The 19,728-nt window shown below is 70.1% G+C and carries 13 protein-coding genes and 3 pseudogenes; 6 read left to right on the top strand and 10 right to left on the bottom strand.

All coding sequences use genetic code 11. The annotated features are described in order from the left end of the window. Window positions 1-957: 957 nt before the first annotated feature. Window positions 958-1,710: pseudogene (locus ACZ5XS_RS33225) on the top strand (carboxylesterase family protein); the annotation flags it as partial. Window positions 1,711-1,883: 173 nt separating this feature from the next. Here ACZ5XS_RS33225 and ACZ5XS_RS33220 read toward each other — a convergent pair. Beyond that, window positions 1,884-2,711: pseudogene (locus ACZ5XS_RS33220) on the bottom strand (NAD-dependent DNA ligase LigA); the annotation flags it as partial. A gap of 311 nt (window positions 2,712-3,022) precedes the next feature. Between ACZ5XS_RS33220 and ACZ5XS_RS33215 the strand changes: the two are divergent. Continuing rightward, on the top strand, window positions 3,023-3,505 hold the full coding sequence (locus ACZ5XS_RS33215) for a CPCC family cysteine-rich protein (RefSeq protein ID WP_468657635.1): 483 nt from the start codon (window positions 3,023-3,025) through the stop codon (window positions 3,503-3,505). Window positions 3,506-3,926: 421 nt separating this feature from the next. Here ACZ5XS_RS33215 and ACZ5XS_RS33210 read toward each other — a convergent pair whose 3' ends face one another. Further along, window positions 3,927-4,388, bottom strand: a complete 462-nt coding sequence (locus tag ACZ5XS_RS33210) for a hypothetical protein (protein ID WP_468657633.1) — start codon at window positions 4,386-4,388, stop codon at window positions 3,927-3,929. Between the two features lie 1,087 nt (window positions 4,389-5,475). On the opposite strand from ACZ5XS_RS33210, the pseudogene ACZ5XS_RS33205 reads away from it, so the two are divergent. After that, a pseudogene (locus ACZ5XS_RS33205) lies at window positions 5,476-6,297 on the top strand (IS481 family transposase); the annotation flags it as partial. A 13-nt stretch (window positions 6,298-6,310) separates the two neighbouring features. Here the strand turns inward: ACZ5XS_RS33205 and ACZ5XS_RS33200 are convergent. From ACZ5XS_RS33200 to ACZ5XS_RS33185, 4 genes are all read right to left on the bottom strand, one after another. Next, on the bottom strand, window positions 6,311-7,810 hold the full coding sequence (locus ACZ5XS_RS33200; protein WP_468657651.1) for a fused MFS/spermidine synthase: 1,500 nt from the start codon (window positions 7,808-7,810) through the stop codon (window positions 6,311-6,313). A gap of 253 nt (window positions 7,811-8,063) precedes the next feature. Further along, window positions 8,064-9,266: a sensor histidine kinase gene (locus ACZ5XS_RS33195; RefSeq protein ID WP_468657631.1), complete on the bottom strand. Its 1,203-nt coding sequence runs from the start codon at window positions 9,264-9,266 to the stop codon at window positions 8,064-8,066. Between the two features lie 178 nt (window positions 9,267-9,444). Continuing rightward, on the bottom strand, window positions 9,445-11,100 hold the full coding sequence (locus ACZ5XS_RS33190; RefSeq protein ID WP_468657629.1) for an FG-GAP repeat domain-containing protein: 1,656 nt from the start codon (window positions 11,098-11,100) through the stop codon (window positions 9,445-9,447). A gap of 16 nt (window positions 11,101-11,116) precedes the next feature. Beyond that, window positions 11,117-12,934, bottom strand: a complete 1,818-nt coding sequence (locus ACZ5XS_RS33185) for an alkaline phosphatase D family protein (protein ID WP_468657649.1) — start codon at window positions 12,932-12,934, stop codon at window positions 11,117-11,119. Between the two features lie 465 nt (window positions 12,935-13,399). Between ACZ5XS_RS33185 and ACZ5XS_RS33180 the strand changes: the two genes are divergently transcribed. Beyond that, window positions 13,400-13,837, top strand: a complete 438-nt coding sequence (locus tag ACZ5XS_RS33180) for a DUF4232 domain-containing protein (protein ID WP_468657627.1) — start codon at window positions 13,400-13,402, stop codon at window positions 13,835-13,837. A gap of 496 nt (window positions 13,838-14,333) precedes the next feature. Here ACZ5XS_RS33180 and ACZ5XS_RS33175 read toward each other — a convergent pair whose 3' ends face one another. The 3 genes from ACZ5XS_RS33175 to ACZ5XS_RS33165 all read right to left on the bottom strand — a co-directional run bounded on the left by ACZ5XS_RS33175 (window position 14,334) and on the right by ACZ5XS_RS33165 (window position 16,531). Next, a complete protein-coding gene (locus tag ACZ5XS_RS33175; protein WP_468657625.1) occupies window positions 14,334-14,759 on the bottom strand; it encodes a class F sortase in 426 nt (141 codons plus the stop codon). Between the two features lie 220 nt (window positions 14,760-14,979). After that, window positions 14,980-15,816 (bottom strand): DUF4397 domain-containing protein, encoded by an 837-nt coding sequence (locus ACZ5XS_RS33170; RefSeq protein ID WP_468657623.1) that lies wholly within the window; start codon window positions 15,814-15,816, stop codon window positions 14,980-14,982. Between the two features lie 106 nt (window positions 15,817-15,922). Beyond that, window positions 15,923-16,531: a sigma-70 family RNA polymerase sigma factor gene (locus tag ACZ5XS_RS33165; RefSeq protein ID WP_468657621.1), complete on the bottom strand. Its 609-nt coding sequence runs from the start codon at window positions 16,529-16,531 to the stop codon at window positions 15,923-15,925. Window positions 16,532-16,691: 160 nt separating this feature from the next. On the opposite strand from ACZ5XS_RS33165, the gene ACZ5XS_RS33160 reads away from it, so the two are divergent. Continuing rightward, window positions 16,692-17,696, top strand: coding sequence for a MerR family transcriptional regulator (locus ACZ5XS_RS33160; protein WP_468657619.1), 1,005 nt, complete (start codon window positions 16,692-16,694; stop codon window positions 17,694-17,696). Window positions 17,697-17,750: 54 nt separating this feature from the next. On the opposite strand, the gene ACZ5XS_RS33155 is transcribed toward ACZ5XS_RS33160, so the two are convergent. Continuing rightward, window positions 17,751-18,584: a PIG-L family deacetylase gene (locus ACZ5XS_RS33155; protein WP_468657617.1), complete on the bottom strand. Its 834-nt coding sequence runs from the start codon at window positions 18,582-18,584 to the stop codon at window positions 17,751-17,753. 309 nt (window positions 18,585-18,893) lie between these two features. Here ACZ5XS_RS33155 and ACZ5XS_RS33150 point away from each other — a divergent pair, with 309 nt between their 5' ends. Further along, the gene (locus tag ACZ5XS_RS33150; protein WP_468657615.1) at window positions 18,894-19,463 is read left to right on the top strand and encodes a TetR/AcrR family transcriptional regulator; all 570 of its coding nucleotides are present in this window, start codon (window positions 18,894-18,896) and stop codon (window positions 19,461-19,463) included. Window positions 19,464-19,728: the final 265 nt, after the last annotated feature.

Below are 19,728 nucleotides of genomic sequence, written 5' to 3'. Positions count from 1 at the left end.
GCGTAGCCCACCAGGATGTCCACGTCGTCACCTCGCCGTAGTTCGGACCCGTCGGACGACCGTGCCGGTGGCTGTCATGTGATCAAGGCGCGGCCTGCCTCCTGGAACTCAGAGTCAACCCCGGCGAGGTGTGGGGACAGGGCCGTGCGGGCCGGCCCGAGGGCCGTCCGGCCCTGTTGGCCGCTCCTCGGCGCTACGACGGGTGAAGGAGGACGTCGTGACGGCTCCGAGTGGCGACGGGAACCCGTCCGGGGCGGGCACCGCCACCACGGGGACCACGGCAGTTGCGCAGACAAGCGCGGCCGACCGCACCGATCGCGGGCCGTCCGTACTGTCCGTGAGCCGCACGCCCGTGGGTGAGCAGCAGGGCACCTCGTGCCTTCGCACAAGTAGACGTGCCGGAGGTCCCTCCACCACGACTGCGCGTACGGCACCGTCGGTCTGTCGCCGGTAGACCCGGCGCAATGTGGAGGCGAGCAGTTGGGTGGCCCGTCCCGGTGCTGCTTACAGCCAGACGTCTCGCCCGGCCCCCGCCTGGACTGGCCCAGCGGCCAACCCACGCGCTTATTAGACGTACAGCTCTCACCGCAGCGGGCACTGTCTGCGCGAAGACGCCGGATCAAGAAGAAGAGACCGACCTCTTGCGGTGAACCCGCGTCGGCGCCCGCGCTCCGGTGCGGGCCTTTGTCCGCTGCCACCGCGCAGTACGGGCCCTCCCGGCAGCGGCAATGCCGCTGCAGAAGGCTCACCCGGCGCTATGAGGTTCACGGCGCCGGTACGGCACCGGTCTGCTGCGTCACCCCGAGGAGGTCGAGCCGACGCCGTTCGCCGACGATCTGGCCGTCGGCCAGGTAGGAGAAGTTCATGGCCTGCACCGAGATCTTGTTGCCGAAGTGTCAGCTGATGACCACCAGGTGACCGCCACCCGCCGGTCGCTTTGTCTAATCCCAGGTGACGATGGGGGAGCGTCACCGCGAGCGATCAGCCGCCGACACGCCGCGCGAAACACCCGAACCACCGGAAGGATCTCACGCCATGGCCACGACCGCTCCCGAGGCTCCGACTGCACCAGGGGTGTGGTCCTGGTGGGGGGTCCCGTACGCCACCGCCGAGCGGTACCGCCGCCCCGTGGTCATCGGCTTCGATCCGGGCCTCCCCTATGACCGCAAGGGCGTCGTCTCTGTCCAGCCCGACAGCGGCGACTGGCTCGAAGCGGACAGCGGGATGGGTGAGGACTGCCTGAACCTGAATGTGTGGGCTCCCGAGCAGTCGGCCGGCAAGGCGCTTCCGGTGGCCGTGTACATCCATGGCGGCGGATACGAGTACGGCGCGAACACGCAGATCACCTCGAACGCAGCCGGTCTCGCCGCGACGGGACGCGTGGTGGGTGTGTCGGTCAACTACCGGCTCGGCGCACTGGGCGCGCTGTCGCTCTCGCAGTACGGCGGGCGGCTCGCCGAGGCCAGCAACTTTTTCCTGCAGGACGTCATCGCCGCGCTGACCTGGGTCAAGCGGAACATCGCCCACTTCGGCGGCGACCCCGACCAGGTCACGGTCTACGGTCACAGCGGCGGCGCCTATGCCACCTTCGGGCTACTCGGCGCCTCCTCCGCCAACGGTCTGTACCGGCGGCTGGCCGGGTTCTCCGGCGGGCCCGCTCGCATCGTCCCGGTCTGGTGGGCCGAGGAGCTCGCGCACCGGTTCGTCACCGAACTCGGCGTCGCGGGCAACCCCGACGAGCTCCTCGATCTCGACGCGACTGCCCTGATGGCCGCCCTGCGCAAGGTCTGTCCGACGGATCTCGGAGTCCGTGGCGGGGTGGACAACCAGGCCACAGGCGTCGTCCTGGACACCGGACAGCCCAGCGCGGTGGTGCACGCGGCCAGGACCTGCTCGACCGTGGCGGCGGTGACGCCGGGGACGGTGGTGGCGGCCGTCGTGTTGATCCCGTACGCGGCGCTCGTGGCCATCAGGTCGCTGTGCGCGAGCTCGCCCAGACGCTCGGCAAGCACGGACTCGGTGTCGGGCAGCGGCAGTAGTCCGTAGCCGAAGAAGGTCATCGGCACCGTGTACGCGCGGTCCTTGGCGCGCAGGGTTCCCGCCGAGGCGCCCCGCGGGTTGGCGAACGGCTGGCCGCCGTGCGCGGTGCGCACCTCGTTGGCGTGCTCGAACTGCGCGGTGGTCATGAGGACTTCACCGCGTACTTCCACGGTGACCGGCTCGGCCAGCTGTTCGGGCAGGCCCTCAATGGTGCCGATCGCGTGCGAGACGTCCTCCCCGGCCGTCCCGTCTCCGCGGGTGATCAGCCGGGTGAGGCGGCCGCGGCTGTAGCGGGCGGCGATCGCCAGCCCGTCGAGCTTGGGCTCCACGCTGAATGACGTGACGTCGTGGCCGATACGCCGGGCCAGCGAGGCGGTCCAGGCGGCGAACTCCTCCGGGGAGAAGACGTTGTCCAGGCTCAGCATCGCCACCGTGTGCGGCACGTCCCCCTCCACGGCCCCGCCGGCGACCTTCCCGGTGGGGGAGTCGGGCAGTACTTCATCGGGGTGATCGGCCTCCCACGCAGAGATGCCACGCACCAGCCGGTCGTACGTGTCGTCGTCCATCGGCGAGGTGCCGCCCTCGTAGTAGGCCGCCGCAGCCTTCACCGCATCCTCGACCGCCTGCGCGTAGGCGGCGGCATCCACGATCTGAGCAGCTGGAGTCGTCATGCCCCTCATCCTGCCTGCCACCACTGACAACGCCCCATGGCGAGCTGCCGCCCGGCTCCCTGTCGAGAGGCTGCCGGGGAGCTGCGGTCGGGCCCGAGGTGGTGGATGTCCAAAGATCACCTCTCGACAGATGGCCGTGCGCGTACGACCAGGGCGGCCGTGCAGACTCCTGCGCGCCGAGTCCACTCGCCTCCAGCTCGCCCTGCGTCGGGCATAGGGTCACGGTGCCCCTGTGGACCGCAGCGCGGCTGGATGGTCGTCCACGCCCATCGTGTCGGCCTGCCTGATCGGCGTCTCGTACGCTCACTTGCATGAAAGAGGCAGACAGGCAGACAGAAGCCGAGGCCCAAGGCGAGCGCCTGATGGACCCGGCCAGCGGTATTGCGCCTCCGCCGGAGGGCTGGCTTCCGTGCCCATGCTGCGGGCATCAAATGTTCGGCGAGCACGGAGGCTATGAGATCTGCTCCGTGTGCTTCTGGGAGGACGACCTCGCGCAGCTGCGGTGGCCGTGGAGTTTCGGAGCCAATGCGGTGTGCTTGGTCGACGCGCAACGGAACTATCAGCGCTTCGGCGCCATGGAGGAGCGCTTCCTCAAGAACGTGCGGCCTCCCGCTCACGACGAGCCGTTGGATCCAGGGTGGCGTCCGATCGCCCCGTCCCGGGACTCCTTCGAAGAGCCGGCCAGTAGTGGCGAGTGGCCCGATGACCCCAAAGTCCTGTACTGGTGGCGCCTCACCTTCTGGCGACGCAACGCGCACCCGGCAACGCCGCATCCTCTCCCATCGGAGGGCTGAGCCGAGCCCCCCACACGGTTGGCCTCTTTGTCTGACCAGGACCTCTTGAAGCGCCCGCCGAAGCGGCCTGGCCGACCAGGGCGGCGTCGGCCGTCGGCCCCCGACCGGTTCACCTCATCGTGTAGGCGGTCATGATCGCCCCGGCACACTCTGCGAATGAGATCGATGGAGCCGTTCCGCGAAGAAGCCCGCAGCCGTGCCTCGCGCGGCTTCTCCGGCGAGGGCGGAGTCCGGAGGTGTCGGCCTGCTCGATCCAGCGTCGCTGGCCGCTCGGTGACCTCCTTGCCTGATCGACGCCGGTGACGGCAGTTGGCTGCCGGGCCTCACCGGCCGAGCACTCCCCGCGCTCCGGTACCTCGATGCCGTGACGGCCGTCGTCGGGCGGGCGAGGCCCTGTGAGCTGGGCCTCGCGCCGTACGTTTCAGGCGTCCGCGCCAAGGTCTTTCCGCATGGCGTCGCGGAGGGACTGGTACGCCTCGTCGTACCGCAGTCGGCCCGTGACGTACTCGTTGCTGTCCCGGCTGCATCCGTCGGCGACGACGTCGCGCAGGTCGCGGAGCCGGCGGAATGAGTCATCCGACGGCCCGACGATGTAGCGAGGCGCACAGATGGATACTTCGTAGCGCAGGGCTGTGCACGCTTCGAAGGCCTCCCATACGGCACGCGTGCGTTGGTGTGGATCTGTGTCTGGCTCTCGCACGGTGACGCGGCAGGTGTGCCGGGCCTTTGCCAGGGCGGCCAGGTAGGAGACGTAGAGGGAGCGGCGGGTGTCCCTGTGCTGGTCGCCGCGTTCCCTTCTCCAGCGGCGATGGTCCAGGAGACCGGCCGATGCTGTGGCGATGGCACCGCCCACCACGGTGCTGGCCAGCGAGATCCACTCCATTGGCGCCCCCCCCCGTGAGCTGAGGTGTTCAGTGTCATAGCGTGCTCCGGTTCGTGTGCGGCGTCGAGACGGCCGGGGTCGTTCCGTGAAGGCCTTTATGCCGCCAGGTGACGGAACTGCGTCTGCCGACGGGAGACCACGAGGGGGCGCCATGTCGACCGGTGTCCGCGGCAAGCGGACAGGAGTACGGCCATGAGCGCTCCCGGCCACCCCGCACCGCGCGTGCGTGTGGCGATACGACGCGCCGGGAGGTGCGCCGATGAGCGGGCAGCCCGAGGCGCGGCCCCGGAGCGACGACGCTGGAAGCCACGGGCATGCCGCGACACACCTGCGGCGTGCTTGCCCACCTACCTGCTCCTGTTCCGGCTCCTGTCCTGCTCTGAGCAGGGCGGCACCGGTTGCGCCGCCCCCGTCGCGCCCGACCGCCGCTGCCTGAGCAGTCTGACGAGCTTCAGCACTGAGCGGCATGGCTGGTGGGGCATCAGCGGAGGCCGCCTCTCAGCTGAGTTCCGTAGTGAGCGACGGCCTTGGCGTGCAGCAGGATCCGCTATGATCGTTCTTGAGCCGGCAGCCGAACTCCTGGTTGCCGTCGCTGCGTTGGTGGTCCAAGGAAAGACGTCCCGCTTCCTGCGGGGAGATGCAGATGCAAGGCCTGCTCAGCGCTCCAACAAAAGCCCCATCCCGCGTTGTGCGGGGTGGGGTTTTGCGTTGCCAGGGGGATCACCGCATCGCAGAACCGGCAGCGTGCACCCCGCTACGACGTCGGTAACAGGAGCATCCGGCGGAAGACCTGGGCCAGCCCTTGATCGAGCGCGCCGAAAGCGGCCGCAGGATGAGACGTACCCAGTTCGGAACAAGGGTTGCCGCAGCTGTGCGAAAGTCCGGCCGGATGTGCGGGAGCTGACTGTTCATCGTGTAACGCGGTGGCCAGCCAAGAATCATGTCAGTAGCCTTGGCGTCATTCGCTCCTTACCGATGGAGGGCCCTTCACATGACCACCTCGTTTGTCCGTCCTGAACCGCCGTACTACGCAGTGATCATCACCTCCCGGCCGACCGAGGATCTCGAAGGCTATGCGGCGATGAGCAAGCGCTGGCGGTCCGAGGGCGAAAGCGGACTCATCGACCGCTCCAGCCGCCCACGCAGAACACCACACCGCACCACTGCCGCGACCGAAGCCCAGGTATGCCGCCTGCGCCAGGACCGCAAACTCGGGCCCGCACGACTCGGGCCGATCCTCGGCCTGCCCCCCTCGACGGTGCACCGTGTCCTCACCCGGCACGGCCTCAACCGCCTGGCCTTCCTCGACCGGCCCACCGGACAAGTCATCCGCCGCTACGAACGTCAACGGCCCGGCGAGCTGATCCACGTGGACGTCAAGAAACTCGGCCGGATCCCCGACGGCGGCGGTCACAAGGTCCTGGGCCGCCAGGCCGGCCGCGCCCGGCGCAGCAACGTCGGCTTCGACTACGTCCACTCCGCCATCGACGATCACTCCCGCCTCGCCTACAGCGAGATCCACGACGATGAGAAGGCCACCACCTGCGCAGCCTTCCTCCGCCGGGCGGCCTTCTTCCACGCCGCGGGCATCGACCGCATCGAGCGGGTGCTGACCGACAACGCCTGGCCCTACCGCAAAAGCTTCGCCTGGCAGCAGGCACTTGCCGACCTCGGCGCGGCCGGCAAACTCACCCGCGCCTACCGGCCGCAGACGAACGGCAAGGTCGAACGCTTCAACCGCACCCTGCTCGACGAATGGGCCTACCTGCGGCCCTACACCAGCAACACCGAACGCACCACCGCCCTGGCAGACTTCCTCCACACCTACAACCACCACCGCTGCCACACCGCACTCGGAGGCAAGCCACCCATCAGCCGTGTGAACAACGCTGCGGGTCAATACAGCTAGGACGTGTGTCCCGTCACTGGCCGCTGGGTGCCCTGTAGGGCTGGAGGAGTTGGTCGACAGGTGCGTAGTCGTCGGTGAGCAGTTGGGCGTCGCCGATCCAGGACGTGAGGTCGTTGCCGGTGGCGATCTTCCAGCCGGTTCGGCGGGCGTCCAGTGCTTGCTGGGCCGCGCGGAGGTCGACCGGTCGGTTGGAGGCGAGCACCACCATATTGCCGCCCTTGGAGGTGGCGGTCGGGTCGAGGCCGATATCGGCGGGTTCGCCGGCGAGGGCGACGTGCTCGAACGTCGCGCTGAGGGTGGCTACTTCGGCACGTGCGAAGGCCAGCCCGCCGTGATCGATGAGATTGGCGACGTACAGGCCGTCCTCGTTGAGCACCCGCCGTATGTCATTCATCGCTTCCACCGTGGTGAGGTGCCACGGCACGCTGACGCCCCCGAAGGCGTCGCCGACGACGAGGTCACGACTGCCGGCGTCCAGCCGTCGCAGGCCGAGTCTGCCGTCCTCGACGCGTACGTCGATACCGGCGGCTGATCTCAGACCGAGTTGATCGCGGTCGATGCCCACGACGCCACTGTCGATCTCGGATACAAGGCTCCGCGTCCCGGGCCGCGTGGCCGCGAGGTATCGGGGAAAGGTGAGCCCGCCGCCGCCCAGGTGGTGGGCGGCCAGTGGCTCACCCTCGGGAAAGGCCGCGTCGACCACCGACGCGATGGCGCGCACATACGTGAACTCCAGGAAGGTCGGGTCGTCGAGGTCGACGTAGGAGTGCCGCACGCCGTCCAGAACGAGTGTGCGGCCGCCGGCCCGGTCGGGGTCTGCGACGACCCGCGCGCAGTGGTACCTGGTCTCCGCGTCGCAGCCACCGGGCGCGACCAGGGTGGAAAGGCCGCCGGCAACGACGACGAGTGTGAGGGCAGGAGCACTTCTCCACCCGCGCGTTCGCCACTCAACCAGCGCCGAGCCGACCACCAGCAGCGTCCCGAGGCCGATCAGGATGCCGCTGACCGGCAACCGCGACACGAGGACGAAGCCGGTGAGGACGGTGCCGACGATGGCGCCCACGGTGCCGACGCCGGACAACCGGCCGACGACCGTTCCCGTCTCGGCGAGGCTGGTAAGGCGCAACTTGGTCACGATCGGCGTCACCGCAGAGAGCAGCGCGCCCGGCACGAGGATGGTCAGCGACGCGATCAGCAAGAGCATCGCCGGCGCCCACTCCGCAGTGGTGCGCAGTACGGCAGGGGTGAGCGCCACGACCGCTCCCGACACCCCGAGCGAAGGGCCGATGAGCCGGCGTGGATTGACCTGGTCGGCGATGCGCCCACCCAGCCAGGAGCCGAGGGCGATCGCGGTGAGGGCGATGCCGATCACCATGGTGCTGGTCTCGAGAGTGAGGCCGAGGTAAGGAGCCAGCAGCCGCAGAGCGACGATCTCGACCACCAGGACTGCGGCGGAGGACCCGAACACCAGCACGGCAGCGGCACGAGAGCCCACGCCGTTGTCGCGTGGCATGCCCTGGGCGACAAGCGAGGAAGACGATCCGGTCACTGGCACATCCTTGCACGCGACCCATCTGAGGACGGGAGTTGAGGGAAGCCGCCGGTCACGAGATCTGATCCTGAGACGGCATGTCCCTTCCCGTGGTGTACCTCGTCTGATGCAAGGTATCGGCGCCACCGACATCGACCACAATCCGGGGTGGGACGGTCCGCCACGGCCTGAGGCTCCTGAGAACGAGTGCCCGGCCGGGGACCGAGACGCTTGGTCACCTGTCGCGGGACACGGGGACGGTCAGGGCGACTTCGAAGCCGCCCTGCGGTCCGGGACCGGCGGTCACCGTTCCGCCGTAGATACCGGCCCGCTCACGCATGCCGTTCAGACCATGGCCGGCGTGCCCCGCGGTGGTGGGGACGGGAATTGCCTCCTGTCCGTCGTCGGCCACGAGGACATGAACCGCGGCCTCGTCGTAGTGCACCGTGACGCTCGCGTTCGCTGTCGGCGCGTGCTTCATGACGTTGGTGAGAGCTTCCTGGATGACCCGGTAGACACACAGGTCGGCGCCGGGCGGCAGCGCGAACGGGGCACCTGTCATCCGGACGTCGACGGGGACACCCGCGGCTTCGACGCGCCGGGCCAGCTGGTCCAGTCGCCCGAGACCGGGGGCAGGGGTGGGGGCTCCTGCCCCCTCCTGGGCACGCTCGGTCCCTTCCCGGAGCAGGACCAGCATGCGGCGCATCTCCGCCATGGCCTCGTGGGCGCTGGCCGCGATGGTGTCCAGCGCACTGCGGGCCGTCCCTGGGTCGGAGGTGAAGACGTATCCGGCCAGGCCGGTCTGGACGGAGATCACGGACACGTGGTGGGCGATCACGTCGTGCAGCTCACGGGCAATCTTCATCCGCTCGGCCATGACGGCCCGCTGGGCCTTCTCCTCCTGCTCCAGGCGCAGTTGCCCGCTGAGCTCCGCGAGCCGCTCGCCGCGCTCCGCGAGCCGGCGGGACCGGTCACCGGTCACCCAGGTGACGGCGACCATCACGGTCACGAAGGCCACACTGAACGGGCCGCTCCCGGGCTCGGCGAGCCGCGCGCCCCACAGCAGCACGAGCAGCGATGCGGCGGCGCACTTCGCAGCGACCCTGCGCGGGCACTGCGCCGCGACGGTGTAGAGCGCCAGTCCCAGTCCGCTGACGACGACCACGTGGTAATAGGCCAGGGCGAAGTAACAGAGCACGCAGGCCGCGGTGGAGACGAGCACGGTCAGGGGAGCCCGGCGGCGCACGGCCAGCGGAAGATAGACCGCTGCGATCAGCACGTAGGCCCATACATCGGTCTGCCGCCAATAGCCGTGCGGGTCGGGCAGGTTGCGCAGCGCAGTGCTCGAGATCCAGACCGACACCACCGCGTAGACGGTGTCTGCCACCTGCGGGAAGGCCCTGCGAACCGCCGGGCTCCACGTGCGCTGCGCGAACATCGTCCGAGCGTAGGCCGCATGCGATCGCTCCACCCGGCTTTCCTCCCCAGCTACACCCGTGGTGGTAGACCGACGACCACTCTGGTTGCAGGCGCGGTTCCCCGCCAGGCGGCCGGGCCTCGTAGGCGGCGACACCAGGCAAGGCGCCGACCGGCCTCGCGTCGGCCGGCCGTCGTGCTCACAGCAGGTCTGCCCAGCCCGTCCAGCCGCTGGTGGCTTTCGCGACGCGGGGTTTGAAGGTGCCGGTGCCGGTGGCCGCGTAGAAGTACAGGGCGCCGGAGGAGTTCGTGGCCATGAGGTCGGCCTTGCCGTCGCCGTTGGCGTCGCCGGGCGAGAAGAGTCTGCTGTACTGCTGCCAGCCGGTGCCGATCTTCACCCGGGCCGAGAAGGGGGTGGAAGCCGAGCCGGTGCCCGCGTAGCGCCACAGGGTGCCGGAGGTGTCCCGGGCCAGGAGGTCGGGGCGGCCGTCGCCCGTGAAGTCGCCCGCGCCGACAAGGGCGTTGTACTGCTGCCAGCCGGTGCCGAGCTTGACGCGGCCGGCGACGGACATGCCGGAGGCGTTGCCCTGGTAGAGGTAGAGCGTGCCGGTGCTGGTCACGGCGAGGAGGTCGCCCTTGCCGTCACCGGTCAGGTCACCGGGGCCGACGATGCGCTGGTACGAGGTGGAGTCGGCGGACAGCAGGGGGTCCGCGAGGGCGTAGTACGCCGGGTTGGTCAGCCTGCCGCTGCTGACCGACTGGACGACCAGGTCGGCGAGGCCGTTCTCGCGGAGGCTGGAGGCGTACGCGAGGCGGGTGCTGGAGGACGGCCATGCCCCGCCGACCAGGAGCTTGCCGGTCAGCGTGCCGGTGCCGGTGACCTCGTAGCTGTAGACGTTTCCGGCCGACGTACGGCCCATGATCCCGAACTTGCCGAAGTGCGGGTTGTTACCGGCTCCCGCGAACTGTGTGGCCTTGCCCCAGCCCTTGCTGCGGGCGGAACGGGTGCCGAAGGTGCCGTTGCCGTTGCCCGCGTAGATCCACAGGTTGCCGGAGTAGTCCCGGGCCAGCAGGTCGGTCTTGCCGTTGCCGTCCCAGTCGCCGCCGCCGATGATCTGGTTGTACGACGCCCACTCGGTCTTCGAGTCCTTGACCTTGGCGCTGAAGGTTCCGCCCTTCTTGCCCAGGTAGCGGTAGAGGGCACCGGCCGGGGTGCGGGCCAGCAGGTCGCCGACGCCGTCGCCGTTCAGGTCGCCGGCGCCGATCATTTCGTCGTACTGCTGCCAGCCGGTGCCGATCTTCACGGGGCTGCCGAAGTCGCCGGTGCCCTTGCCCGGGTAGTAGTAGAGGGTGCCGGTGGGGGTGCGGGCCAGCAGGTCGGCCTTGCTGTCGGCGTTCATGTCGCCCGGGGCGGCGATCTTGTTGTACTGCTGCCAGCCGGTCGCGACCGTACGGCGTGAACCCAGGCCGCCGGTGACGCGTGCGTAGATGCCGGGATGGAAGGACAGCACGCCGCTCGGGCTGAGGGTCAGCACGTCCTGGACGCCGTCCGAGTCGAGGTCGCCCGGGGTGAGTACGTCCTTCACCTTTGCGACGTCCGCGTCCAGGACCATGGTCTCGGCCGTGCCGGTGTTGATGTACAGCTGGCCCGCGACGTTGCGGTAGACCAGGTCGGACGTGCCGTCGCCGTCGTAGTCGCCGCGCGCCGGGGCGATCGCGTCCGCGTCGCCGGGCAGCACCGCGAAGACGCCTGCCGCCATCACCGCCGCCGTGCCTGCCAGCACGGATGCCTTCATGGCGAGGGGGCGCCGGTGTCTGTGACCCCCGTCGCGCAGCCGGGGTCGAGTGGTGAACACGTTCTCTCCCGGAGGGTCAGGGGGTGGTGGAGGGCGTGGTGGAGGGCGTGGCGGAGGGGGTCGCCGGCGAGGTGGTGGAGATGTTGCCCGCGGACTCGGTCGCTGTGGCCGACGACTCTCCCGAGGTGGCCGGACCCGTCGGATCCGCTGAGGTCGTCGTCTCGGCCGTGTCGGCCCGGGTGGCCGTGTCCGTCGGCGTCGCGGACGCCTCCGCGCTCGCGCTCGCCGAGGACGAGGAAGGGGTCTGGACCCCGACCTGGTACACGCCCGGGACACCGTCCTCCACCCGGAAGGTCGCGGCCTGGGTGGTCTTCCCGTTCCTCGTCGACACGGTGGAGACCGTCCTCAGCTGTGCCTCGATGCGGTCCGCGGTGATGTCGAAGAGGAGGTAGCCGCGCCGGGCGTCGATCATCTTCCAGTGCGGATTGTCCGCCAGCTTGGGCGCCCACTCGGCGGCGAAGGCCGCCAGGTCCTCGTCTCCGGCACTGGAGATGGACGTCCCGACGAACTCCGCGCCCACCACGGGAGAGTTCACGTCGTCGAAGTCCAGCTTGAGGTCGCTGACGATGGTGCGGTGCCGGTCGCCGGAGAGCACCACGGGGTTGCGGACGTCCTGGAACTCCGCGAGCAGGGAGGCCCGTTCCTTCTGGTAGCCGTCCCAGGCGTCGTACGCCCACTCCTTGCCGACGCCGGCGAGGAAGTCGGTCTCGGCCATCATCACCTGGGAGGCGACGAGGTTCCACCGCCTGCCGGAGCTGCGTGCGCTGTTCACCAGCCAGTTCCGCTGGGTGTCGCCCATGACGGCGCGGCCGGTCTCCGTGGCCTCGTCGGCGGTGGTCGCCTGGTCGTCGCGGTACTGCCGAGTGTCCAGGACGTGCAGCCGGGCGAGGGTGCCGAAGTCGAGCTTGCGGTACATCAGGACGTCGGGGCCGCTGGGCTTCTGCGCGGCACGGATCGGCATGTGCTCGTAGAAGGCCTGGAAGGCCGCCTTCCGGCGGGCCAGGAACTTGTCGGCGGGCCAGGCCACCGGGTCGTTCGCCACGTCACCGGCCCAGTCCTGCTCCACCTCGTGGTCGTCGAAGACGACGACGAAGGGGGCGGCCGCACGCATCGCCTGCAGGTCCGGGTCGGTGCCGTACTGCTCGTGCCGGGCGCGGTACTCGGTGAGCGTGACGGGCGAGCCCGTGCCCTCGTGGCGGCGTACGCGGTAGGAGTAGGCGGGGCTCTCGTAGATGTAGTCGCCGACGAACAGCACGAGGTCCGGCTTCTGGTCGCGCATGTCCTGGTAGGCGGTGAAGTAGCCGTGCGCCCAGTTCTGGCAGGAGGCGAGAGCGATCCGCAGCTTCTCGGGGGTGCTTCCGGCGGCGGGGGCGGTGCGGGTGCGGCCGGTGCGGGAGGTGCGGCTCAGCGCCTTGAACCGGTACCAGTAGTCGGTGGCCGGGGTCAGCCCGGTGACGTCCACGTGGACGCTGTAACCGAGGCTGCTGCTCGCCGTCGCCGTACCGCTCTTGACGATCTTCGTGAAACCGCTGTCCGAGGCGAGCTCCCAGCTCACCGCCACGGTGGGCGGCAGGATGCCGGAGCTGCCCGGATTCGCGGGCAGCACCCTGGTCCACAGCACGATCGCGGTGGGCAGAGGGTCGCCGGAGGCGACGCCCAGCTTGAAGACCGTGCCGCTGACCGACGTACCGGCACCGGCCGTGGCGGTGGCCCCGCCCACGGAGGCCGAGGCGCTGCCCGACAGCAGTTGGCCGGCGGCCACCGCGCTCGCGGCTCCCAGCGTGACCGCGCCCGCGCCCAGGAAACGCCTACGGTGTATCGCTCCCGGGTCCATGCTGTTGTCGCTCGGGTGCACAGCCGTGCCTTCCCCCCAAAGGCGGTGCCGTGCGCAGCGCCGGTGAACGTGATCGTCGTGGATTCTATGCAATACCCTCACACTTGTGGGACCGCGTCCGTCAATTCGTTCGAGCAACCGGCAGGAGACATGCGCCGACCACTGATGTCCGCAGGCAGCACGGTTCTGTTTGTCGTCCTTGCCGTCGGCACGGCCGGGTGCTCGTCGTCGTCCGGCACTGCGGACGGTTCGGGAAGAGATTCTCGTACCGCCTCCGGTTCCGGTTCCGGTTCCGGTACTGCTTCGGGCTCGGGCTCGGGCTCGTCGAGCACGGCGGACGGGGGCGGGCCGCAGGCCGACGGTTCTCAGACCGGCGGGGCAGTGAGCGCCGACGGAGGCGGAACTCCGGGCGGTAGTGACAGTGGTGGCGGCAATGGCAACGGCAGCGCGTCCTCCCCACCCGGGGTGCTCCTCGGAGCCGACTCCCTCCCCAGCCCCGCCGCGGACCACTGCCGTACGAAGAACCTGAAGGCCGTGGCTCGCAGCACCGGTCAGGGCCGGGCCTCGGTCGTGATCACCAACAAGGGGGCGGGCTCCTGCACGGTGAGCGGCTTCCCCTCCCTCCTCTTCGTCAGCGAGGCCGGCCGGACCGAGCTGCCGGTGGACTGGGACGGATCAGCCGCCGACGCCGCGAAACTCACGCTCGCTCCCGGGGACTCCGCTTCCGCCGCACTCATCTTCACCGGCCTCGACGAATGCGACCCGATCACCGGACTCGACATCGTCCCTCCCGGCGAGTCCCGCCCCCTCACACCTGCTTTCACCAACACCGGCGGGAAGAAGCAGGCGGTACACATCTGCGACACCGGAGTACGAGTGAAGGCGTTCTCGTCCGGGCGGTGAGGTTCCCCGGGCGGCTCCACCACCAGATGACGGCGATGCCCGCGAGAAGGCCGAGTGCGTATCGCGTCGTCCGACGGTCGAGGTGCGTGGGGCGGCGGGTGCGATGTGGCTGGGCCGATGCCACGGAAAGGCCGTGAGTCGACTTCACGGGCGGTGGTGCGGGAGCCTTCTCGGTCGCGGACAACTCCGCTGTGATGTGCTGCCATACCCGATCCGGAGGGGTGGTCGGGAGGTCTGACTCCTCCACGCCACGGGCGGAGACGACGACCCGTGTGATGAGGCGCAGTTCCTCCTGGCAGCGGCTGCATGCGGCGATGTGCTGCAGGGCGCCGGGGTCGTCGCTCGAGATGTCGTTTCCCAGTGCCAGTTCCATCAGGTGTGCGGGCTCGACATGTGGCACCGTCACCCTCCTGTCCTGTCCTGTGCTCCGCCCCGCCCGCCCCGCTCCCGCCCCCCGTCCCGGGCGATGTCCGTGTACGGATGCGTTCGTCCGGATTCAGGCCGCGAGTGGCTCGGCGGTGACGATCAGGTTGGCCTGGTAACCGCCCTTCTCGGGGAGGAACGGAGGCGCACAGGTGACGAGGGTGAGAACCGCGGGGCCGCTCCGGCGGAAGGTGGCGGACGGGAGGTCGTCCTTCGGTACCGTCGAACGCGCGGTGACGCGGTAGCGAGCCGGCTCGGCGTCGGCGCGCAGCACCTCGATCCTGTCGCCGGGCTCCACGTCGTAGAGCGCCGCGAACTCGCCGAGGGCTCCCGTGTCGCTGTCCACGTGTCCGACCAGCACGGACGACCCGTGCGGGCTTCCGGGAGCCGGTCCGAAGCGATACCAGCCCGCTACGGCCGGATCGGACGGGATGGCCATGGCGCCCGCCTCCGTCACGCCCACTGGCTGGACACGGGCGTCCAGGCCCACGTCGCGCACCAGAATGCGTTGGGGAGGATGCCGCTGTTGAGCCTGCGGTGGGGGACTCGGCCGTGCCCCGGTGGCGGGGGAGAGCGTGCCGGGTGCGGCGGCCCGTGCCGGAGCAGGTGTGCCGAAATCGCCCGGGGGTGACGCCTGTTCCGACGGGACGGCCCCCAGAGTGAGGACCGCCGCCAGGGCGGCGGTCGCCACTGTGAGGCCGGTGAGCCGTCGTGTCGTGTCACCCACGCCGGCCTGCGGCCCGGCGGGTCACCAGGACGCCTGCCAGGGCGACCGCCCCGGTCGCGGCCGCCCAAGTCAGCCACTGGTCGGAGGAGTTCGCATTCACGGCGGCGCCGTTGCCGCCCGCGTGGACGGCGTTCGGCGTGGATTCCATGCCGCTGAGCGTCTGTGTCGCAAGCGCGAGATTCTTGTCGGCCGCGCTGCCCCAGGCGTAGACGATGTTGCTGGTGCCCTCCTTGAGGTTCAGGTCGGCCGGACCGATCGCCACGGTGTTCGTGCCGGCGAGCACGACATCGGCCGAGACGGTGCCGGCGTCGACGACAGCGGTGTCCTGCTTCGGGTTCTCCAGTCCCTTGAAGACCGGCTGACCACCCGCTCGGACATCCACGGCCGGGGCGGCGGCGACATGACGTACGGTCAGCCGGGCGTCGCCGGCGGCGATCTGGGAGGCGTCGTTGACGAAGGCCGTCAGCTGGGGCTTGCCGTCGGCGGAGAGGTGGGCGGCGATCGTGGCGTTGGCTCCGGCCGGCACGTCGATCTTCTTCTCGATGGCCGGTGTGCCGTCGGGGCTCTGTCCCGCTTCGAAGACCTGGATGTCGTAGGTGCCGGCGTCGAGCGACTGCGGGTCGGTCACGGTGCCGGGCTTGAAGTCGCTGAGCAGTTCGTTCCCGTTGGCGTAGACGTCGACGGTCAGTCCGGGGACGCCGTGGAAGACGGACACCATCGCCGAGTCGTCCGTCGCGGCGGGGGCCGCCATGACGGGGGCGGTGACGCCGAGAGTCAGGGCGCATGCGCCCGCCGAGGCGGCGAGGATGAGGGGGGCCCGGAAGGTCATGTGGATCATCCCTTCGGTGAGAGGTTCCGCCGGTTGCGGAGTCTCGTAGCTGCTTCTTGCGGGGGCGCCGCCCTGGATGCGCGCGGCGGCGGATTCCGGTGCGCGACTATGTGGCGATCTCGCGGACGCGGCCTTGTTCGATCCCCTCACGCAGCCGGTGCAGGCCACGCCGGGTGTGGCTCTTCACGGTGCCCAGGGGGATACCGGTGTGCTCGGCGATCTGGGCCTGGGTCAGGTCCTCGTAGAACGCCATGCACAGCACCTCGCGCTGGTGGCGCGGCAGCCGGGACAGGGCATCGACCAGGAGCACCCGGTCCAGGACGTCGTCCGGCGCGCCCACCTCGTGGCCGTGCACGTCGGCTTCGGACGCCATCGAATCGATCAGCGTGAGACGCCTCGTCCTGGCCGCCAGTGCGTCGATGATCTTCCGGCGCGTGATGCCGACCAGCCAGGCGCCGAGCGGTCCCCGCTCCGGGCGGTAGCCGTCCCGTCCGCGCCAGGCGCCGATGAACACCTGCTGGGTCACGTCCTCGGCCTCATGGGAGTCGCCGAGCGAACGGGTGGCCATGGTGTGGACGAGTGAGCCCCAGCGCCGGTAGACGGCCGCGAACGCGATCTCGTCCGCGGAGCACAGGCCCCGGGCCAGTTCCTCCTCGCACGGCGTCTCGTCCGCTGCCGGGGAGCGGACACCGGTGGATCGCGTGTTCGTGGTCATGGGCTTGTTCCTCCTGCCGTGCGTCCGTGCGGGGGGCCGGAACCGCCTGCAGAACCGGTCCGGTCGGCAGGCGCCGTATCGGCCGAGCGCCTGCTGTCAGTGTTGTGAGCGAAAACGACGCGCACAACATGCGTCGGTTGTGCGTCGTACGATGGAGGGCATGAGCCTGGACAGAGACGACGGTGATCACGAGGACCCGCCGAGTGGCGGGCTGACCACGGGTGAGGTGGCGAGGCGTCTGGGGGTGGCACCGACCACGGTCCGTTCATGGGACCGCCGCTACGGCCTCGGCCCCACGGCCCACACCGGTGGTCGGCATCGCCGCTGGACGGCCGTGGACGTGGCGCGGCTGGAGCGGATGTGCGCGCTGACGGCGACCGGGTTGCCGCCCGCCGAGGCGGCCCGCATGGCGCTCGGCGGGGTGGGTCCGGTGGCGCCCACGCCCCAGGCGGGTCCCGTGGGTCCCGCTCGGTCCCCGCGGCCGGCGGCCGACGGCCGGAGCCGGGCCGGCACCGGTCTTCGCCTGGGCGACGTGCGTCAGGAGTGCAAGGGAGTCGCCCGTGCGGCCCTGCGTCTCGACGCCCCCGCGCTCGACGGGTTGCTGAGCGCCGCGGTCGAGGAACATGGCCTGGTCGCGGCATGGTCAGAGGTGATCATGCCGACTCTGCAGGCGGTCGGCCGCAAGTGGGAGAGCTCGGGGGAGAGGTACGTCGAGGTCGAGCACTTCCTGTCCTGGCACGTGTCCGGCGTGCTGCGGCGCCACGCTCCGCCCGCGGTCGCCGACCGGCCGGGCGCCACGACGGTTCTCGCCTGTGTGCCGGCGGAGAACCACACGCTGCCGCTGGAGGTCCTGGCCGCCGCCCTGGCCGAACGCGGCGTCCCCGTACGCATGTTCGGTGGCGCGCTGCCCGTCGAGTCACTCGTGGCCGCGGTACGCAGGACCGGTCCGGTCGCGGTGGGGCTTTGGGCGCAGTCGCGCACCACCGCGAGCCGGCCACTGGCTCAGCACGTCGCCGCGATCGAATGGGGTGTGCGGGGCGCTCGCAGGAAGCCGGTCGTCCTGACGCTCGGGCCCGGCTGGGCCGGGCAGACCGTGCCGGGGTCCCCGCATCCGCCCGGACTGGCGCAGGCCGTCACGGCGGTGGAGTCGGTCGCCCTCAGGTGATGTGGTGCAGGCTCCGGTTCTCCGCGTGTCGCAGGGGCGGCCGCCGGCCGGAGCTCAGCGCAGGCCGGCGAAGAGGTCGTTCTCGGGCAGGGGCGCGCCGGTGGTGTCGTGGACCCTGACGAACGTCTCCACGCCCATGAGCTGCGTGAACCGCTCCTTGCCCATCCGCAGGAAGAAGATGTTCTCACCCTGGCTGGCATGCGTGGCCAGCGCGTCGAACTTCTGGCTGCCGAACTCGGTCGTGTCCACCCACGTGGTGATCTCCTCCTCGGGCAGACCGATTTCCGGCCCCTCCCCGGCCTCGGACGGATCGGGCTCCTCCCAGTCCGCGCCGAACTCCCGCATGATCTGCCTGAACTCCTTCATCATCGAGCGCGGCGCCGTCGTCCAGTACACCTTCGACGCCATCCCGGTCAGCGCCAGTGCTGCCATCGTGATCCGGTTCGCCTGGATGTGATCGGGGTGGCCGTAGAACCCGTACTCGTCGTAGGTCACGACGACATCAGGCTGATAGCGCACCATCAGCTCGGCCAGCCGGGCGGCTGCCTCATCCACGGGTGTACTCCAGAACGATCCGGGCGCGGTGTTGGCCGGCCAGCCCATCATCCCGGAGTCGGCGTACCCGAGCAGCTCGAGATGACCGATCCCCAGGACGTCACAGCTCGCTTCCAGCTCGCCTCGACGCATTGCGGCAACGGCAGCCGGATCATGCCCGGGGTCGCCCGGCTTGGCACCTCCCGGACCGTCTCCGCAGCTACCGTCGGTGCACGTGACGAGCACTGTGCGGATGCCCTCCGCCGCATACCGGGCCAGGACACCCCCTGTTCCCGTAGCCTCGTCGTCCGGGTGGGCGTGCACCGCCATCAGTGTCAAAGGCCGGTCGGTCATAGAAATCCATCTCCTGGGGCGTCAAGCGATCGGTGCCAGTCTGCGGCACAGCGGTGCGTGACCACCCGCAGCCCGCGGAAGGGCGAGCCCGGGCAACCGCACTTCGGTCACCGCGCCGGCGGCGGCGACCTGTCGGAACGCGGCTCACCCGGCGCGCACGGCGTCATGGCTCGGCGACCGCCTCTCCAGCCAAGGCAGTTGCCGAGCCTCTGCGCGGACTTCAGACGTCCGCACGGCGCCAGACGTCCTCCCGTCACCCTGAGAAACCGATCGGTTTCTTTTTCGTCCGATTCGGGTTAACCTCGCGGTATGACCACCGACGCGAAGGCAAGTCCCAGAGAGCGGCTGCTGGAGGCAGCGGCCACGCTCACCTACCGAGACGGCGTCGGCATCGGCGTCGAGGCGCTGTGCAAGGCGGCGGGGGTGTCCAAGCGCTCCATGTACCAGCTGTTCGAGAGTAAGGATGAGCTGCTGGCGGCGAGCCTGGAGGAGCGCGCCGCCGACTTCGTGGCCGGGCTGCTGCCGTCGGCGGACGATGGCCGCTCACCCCGCGAGCGGGTCCTGCATGTCTTCGAGAGGTTGGAGTCGCAGGCGGGTGCCCCCGAGTTCCGGGGCTGCCGGTACCTGGCTGTGCAGATCGAGCTGAAAAATCAGACCCACCCCGCGAGCCGGGTGGCCCGCCAGATCAAAACGAACCTGACGGCCTTCTTCCGTTCCGAGGCCGAGCAGGGTGGCGCGAGCGATCCCGACCTGCTGGCCCGCCAGCTCATCCTGGTCTTCGACGGCGCCAGCGCCCGCGCAGGCATTCAGGCCGACCATCTGACCGGGCTCATCGCACCCACTGTGGCCGCTCTCCTTGATACGGCGGACATACGCTGACGCGCCCCGGCTGTGTGTGGGCCCGGCGACCGAAGCGCTCTTCCGGGTCCATGTCGAATGTCGCCTTTGTGCGGCTGCGTGGCGATCCCGGCGATCGCTACGTGGACGACGCTCTCGCGTCTCTCCAGCGCACCGAGACCGGCCGTGCCGTCATTACGGCAGGGGGGGGGGGGGGGGGGGGGGGGGGGGGGGGGGGGGGGGGGGGGGGGGGGGGGGGGGGGGGGGGGGGTTGTGGGCGGGGAGGAGGGAGGGGGAGAGGGGGGGA

The organism is Streptomyces sp. NPDC033131, from assembly GCF_055578365.1.
Note: the sequence above shows the minus strand (reverse complement) of the source record. Positions and strands in the feature narration are given on the sequence as shown.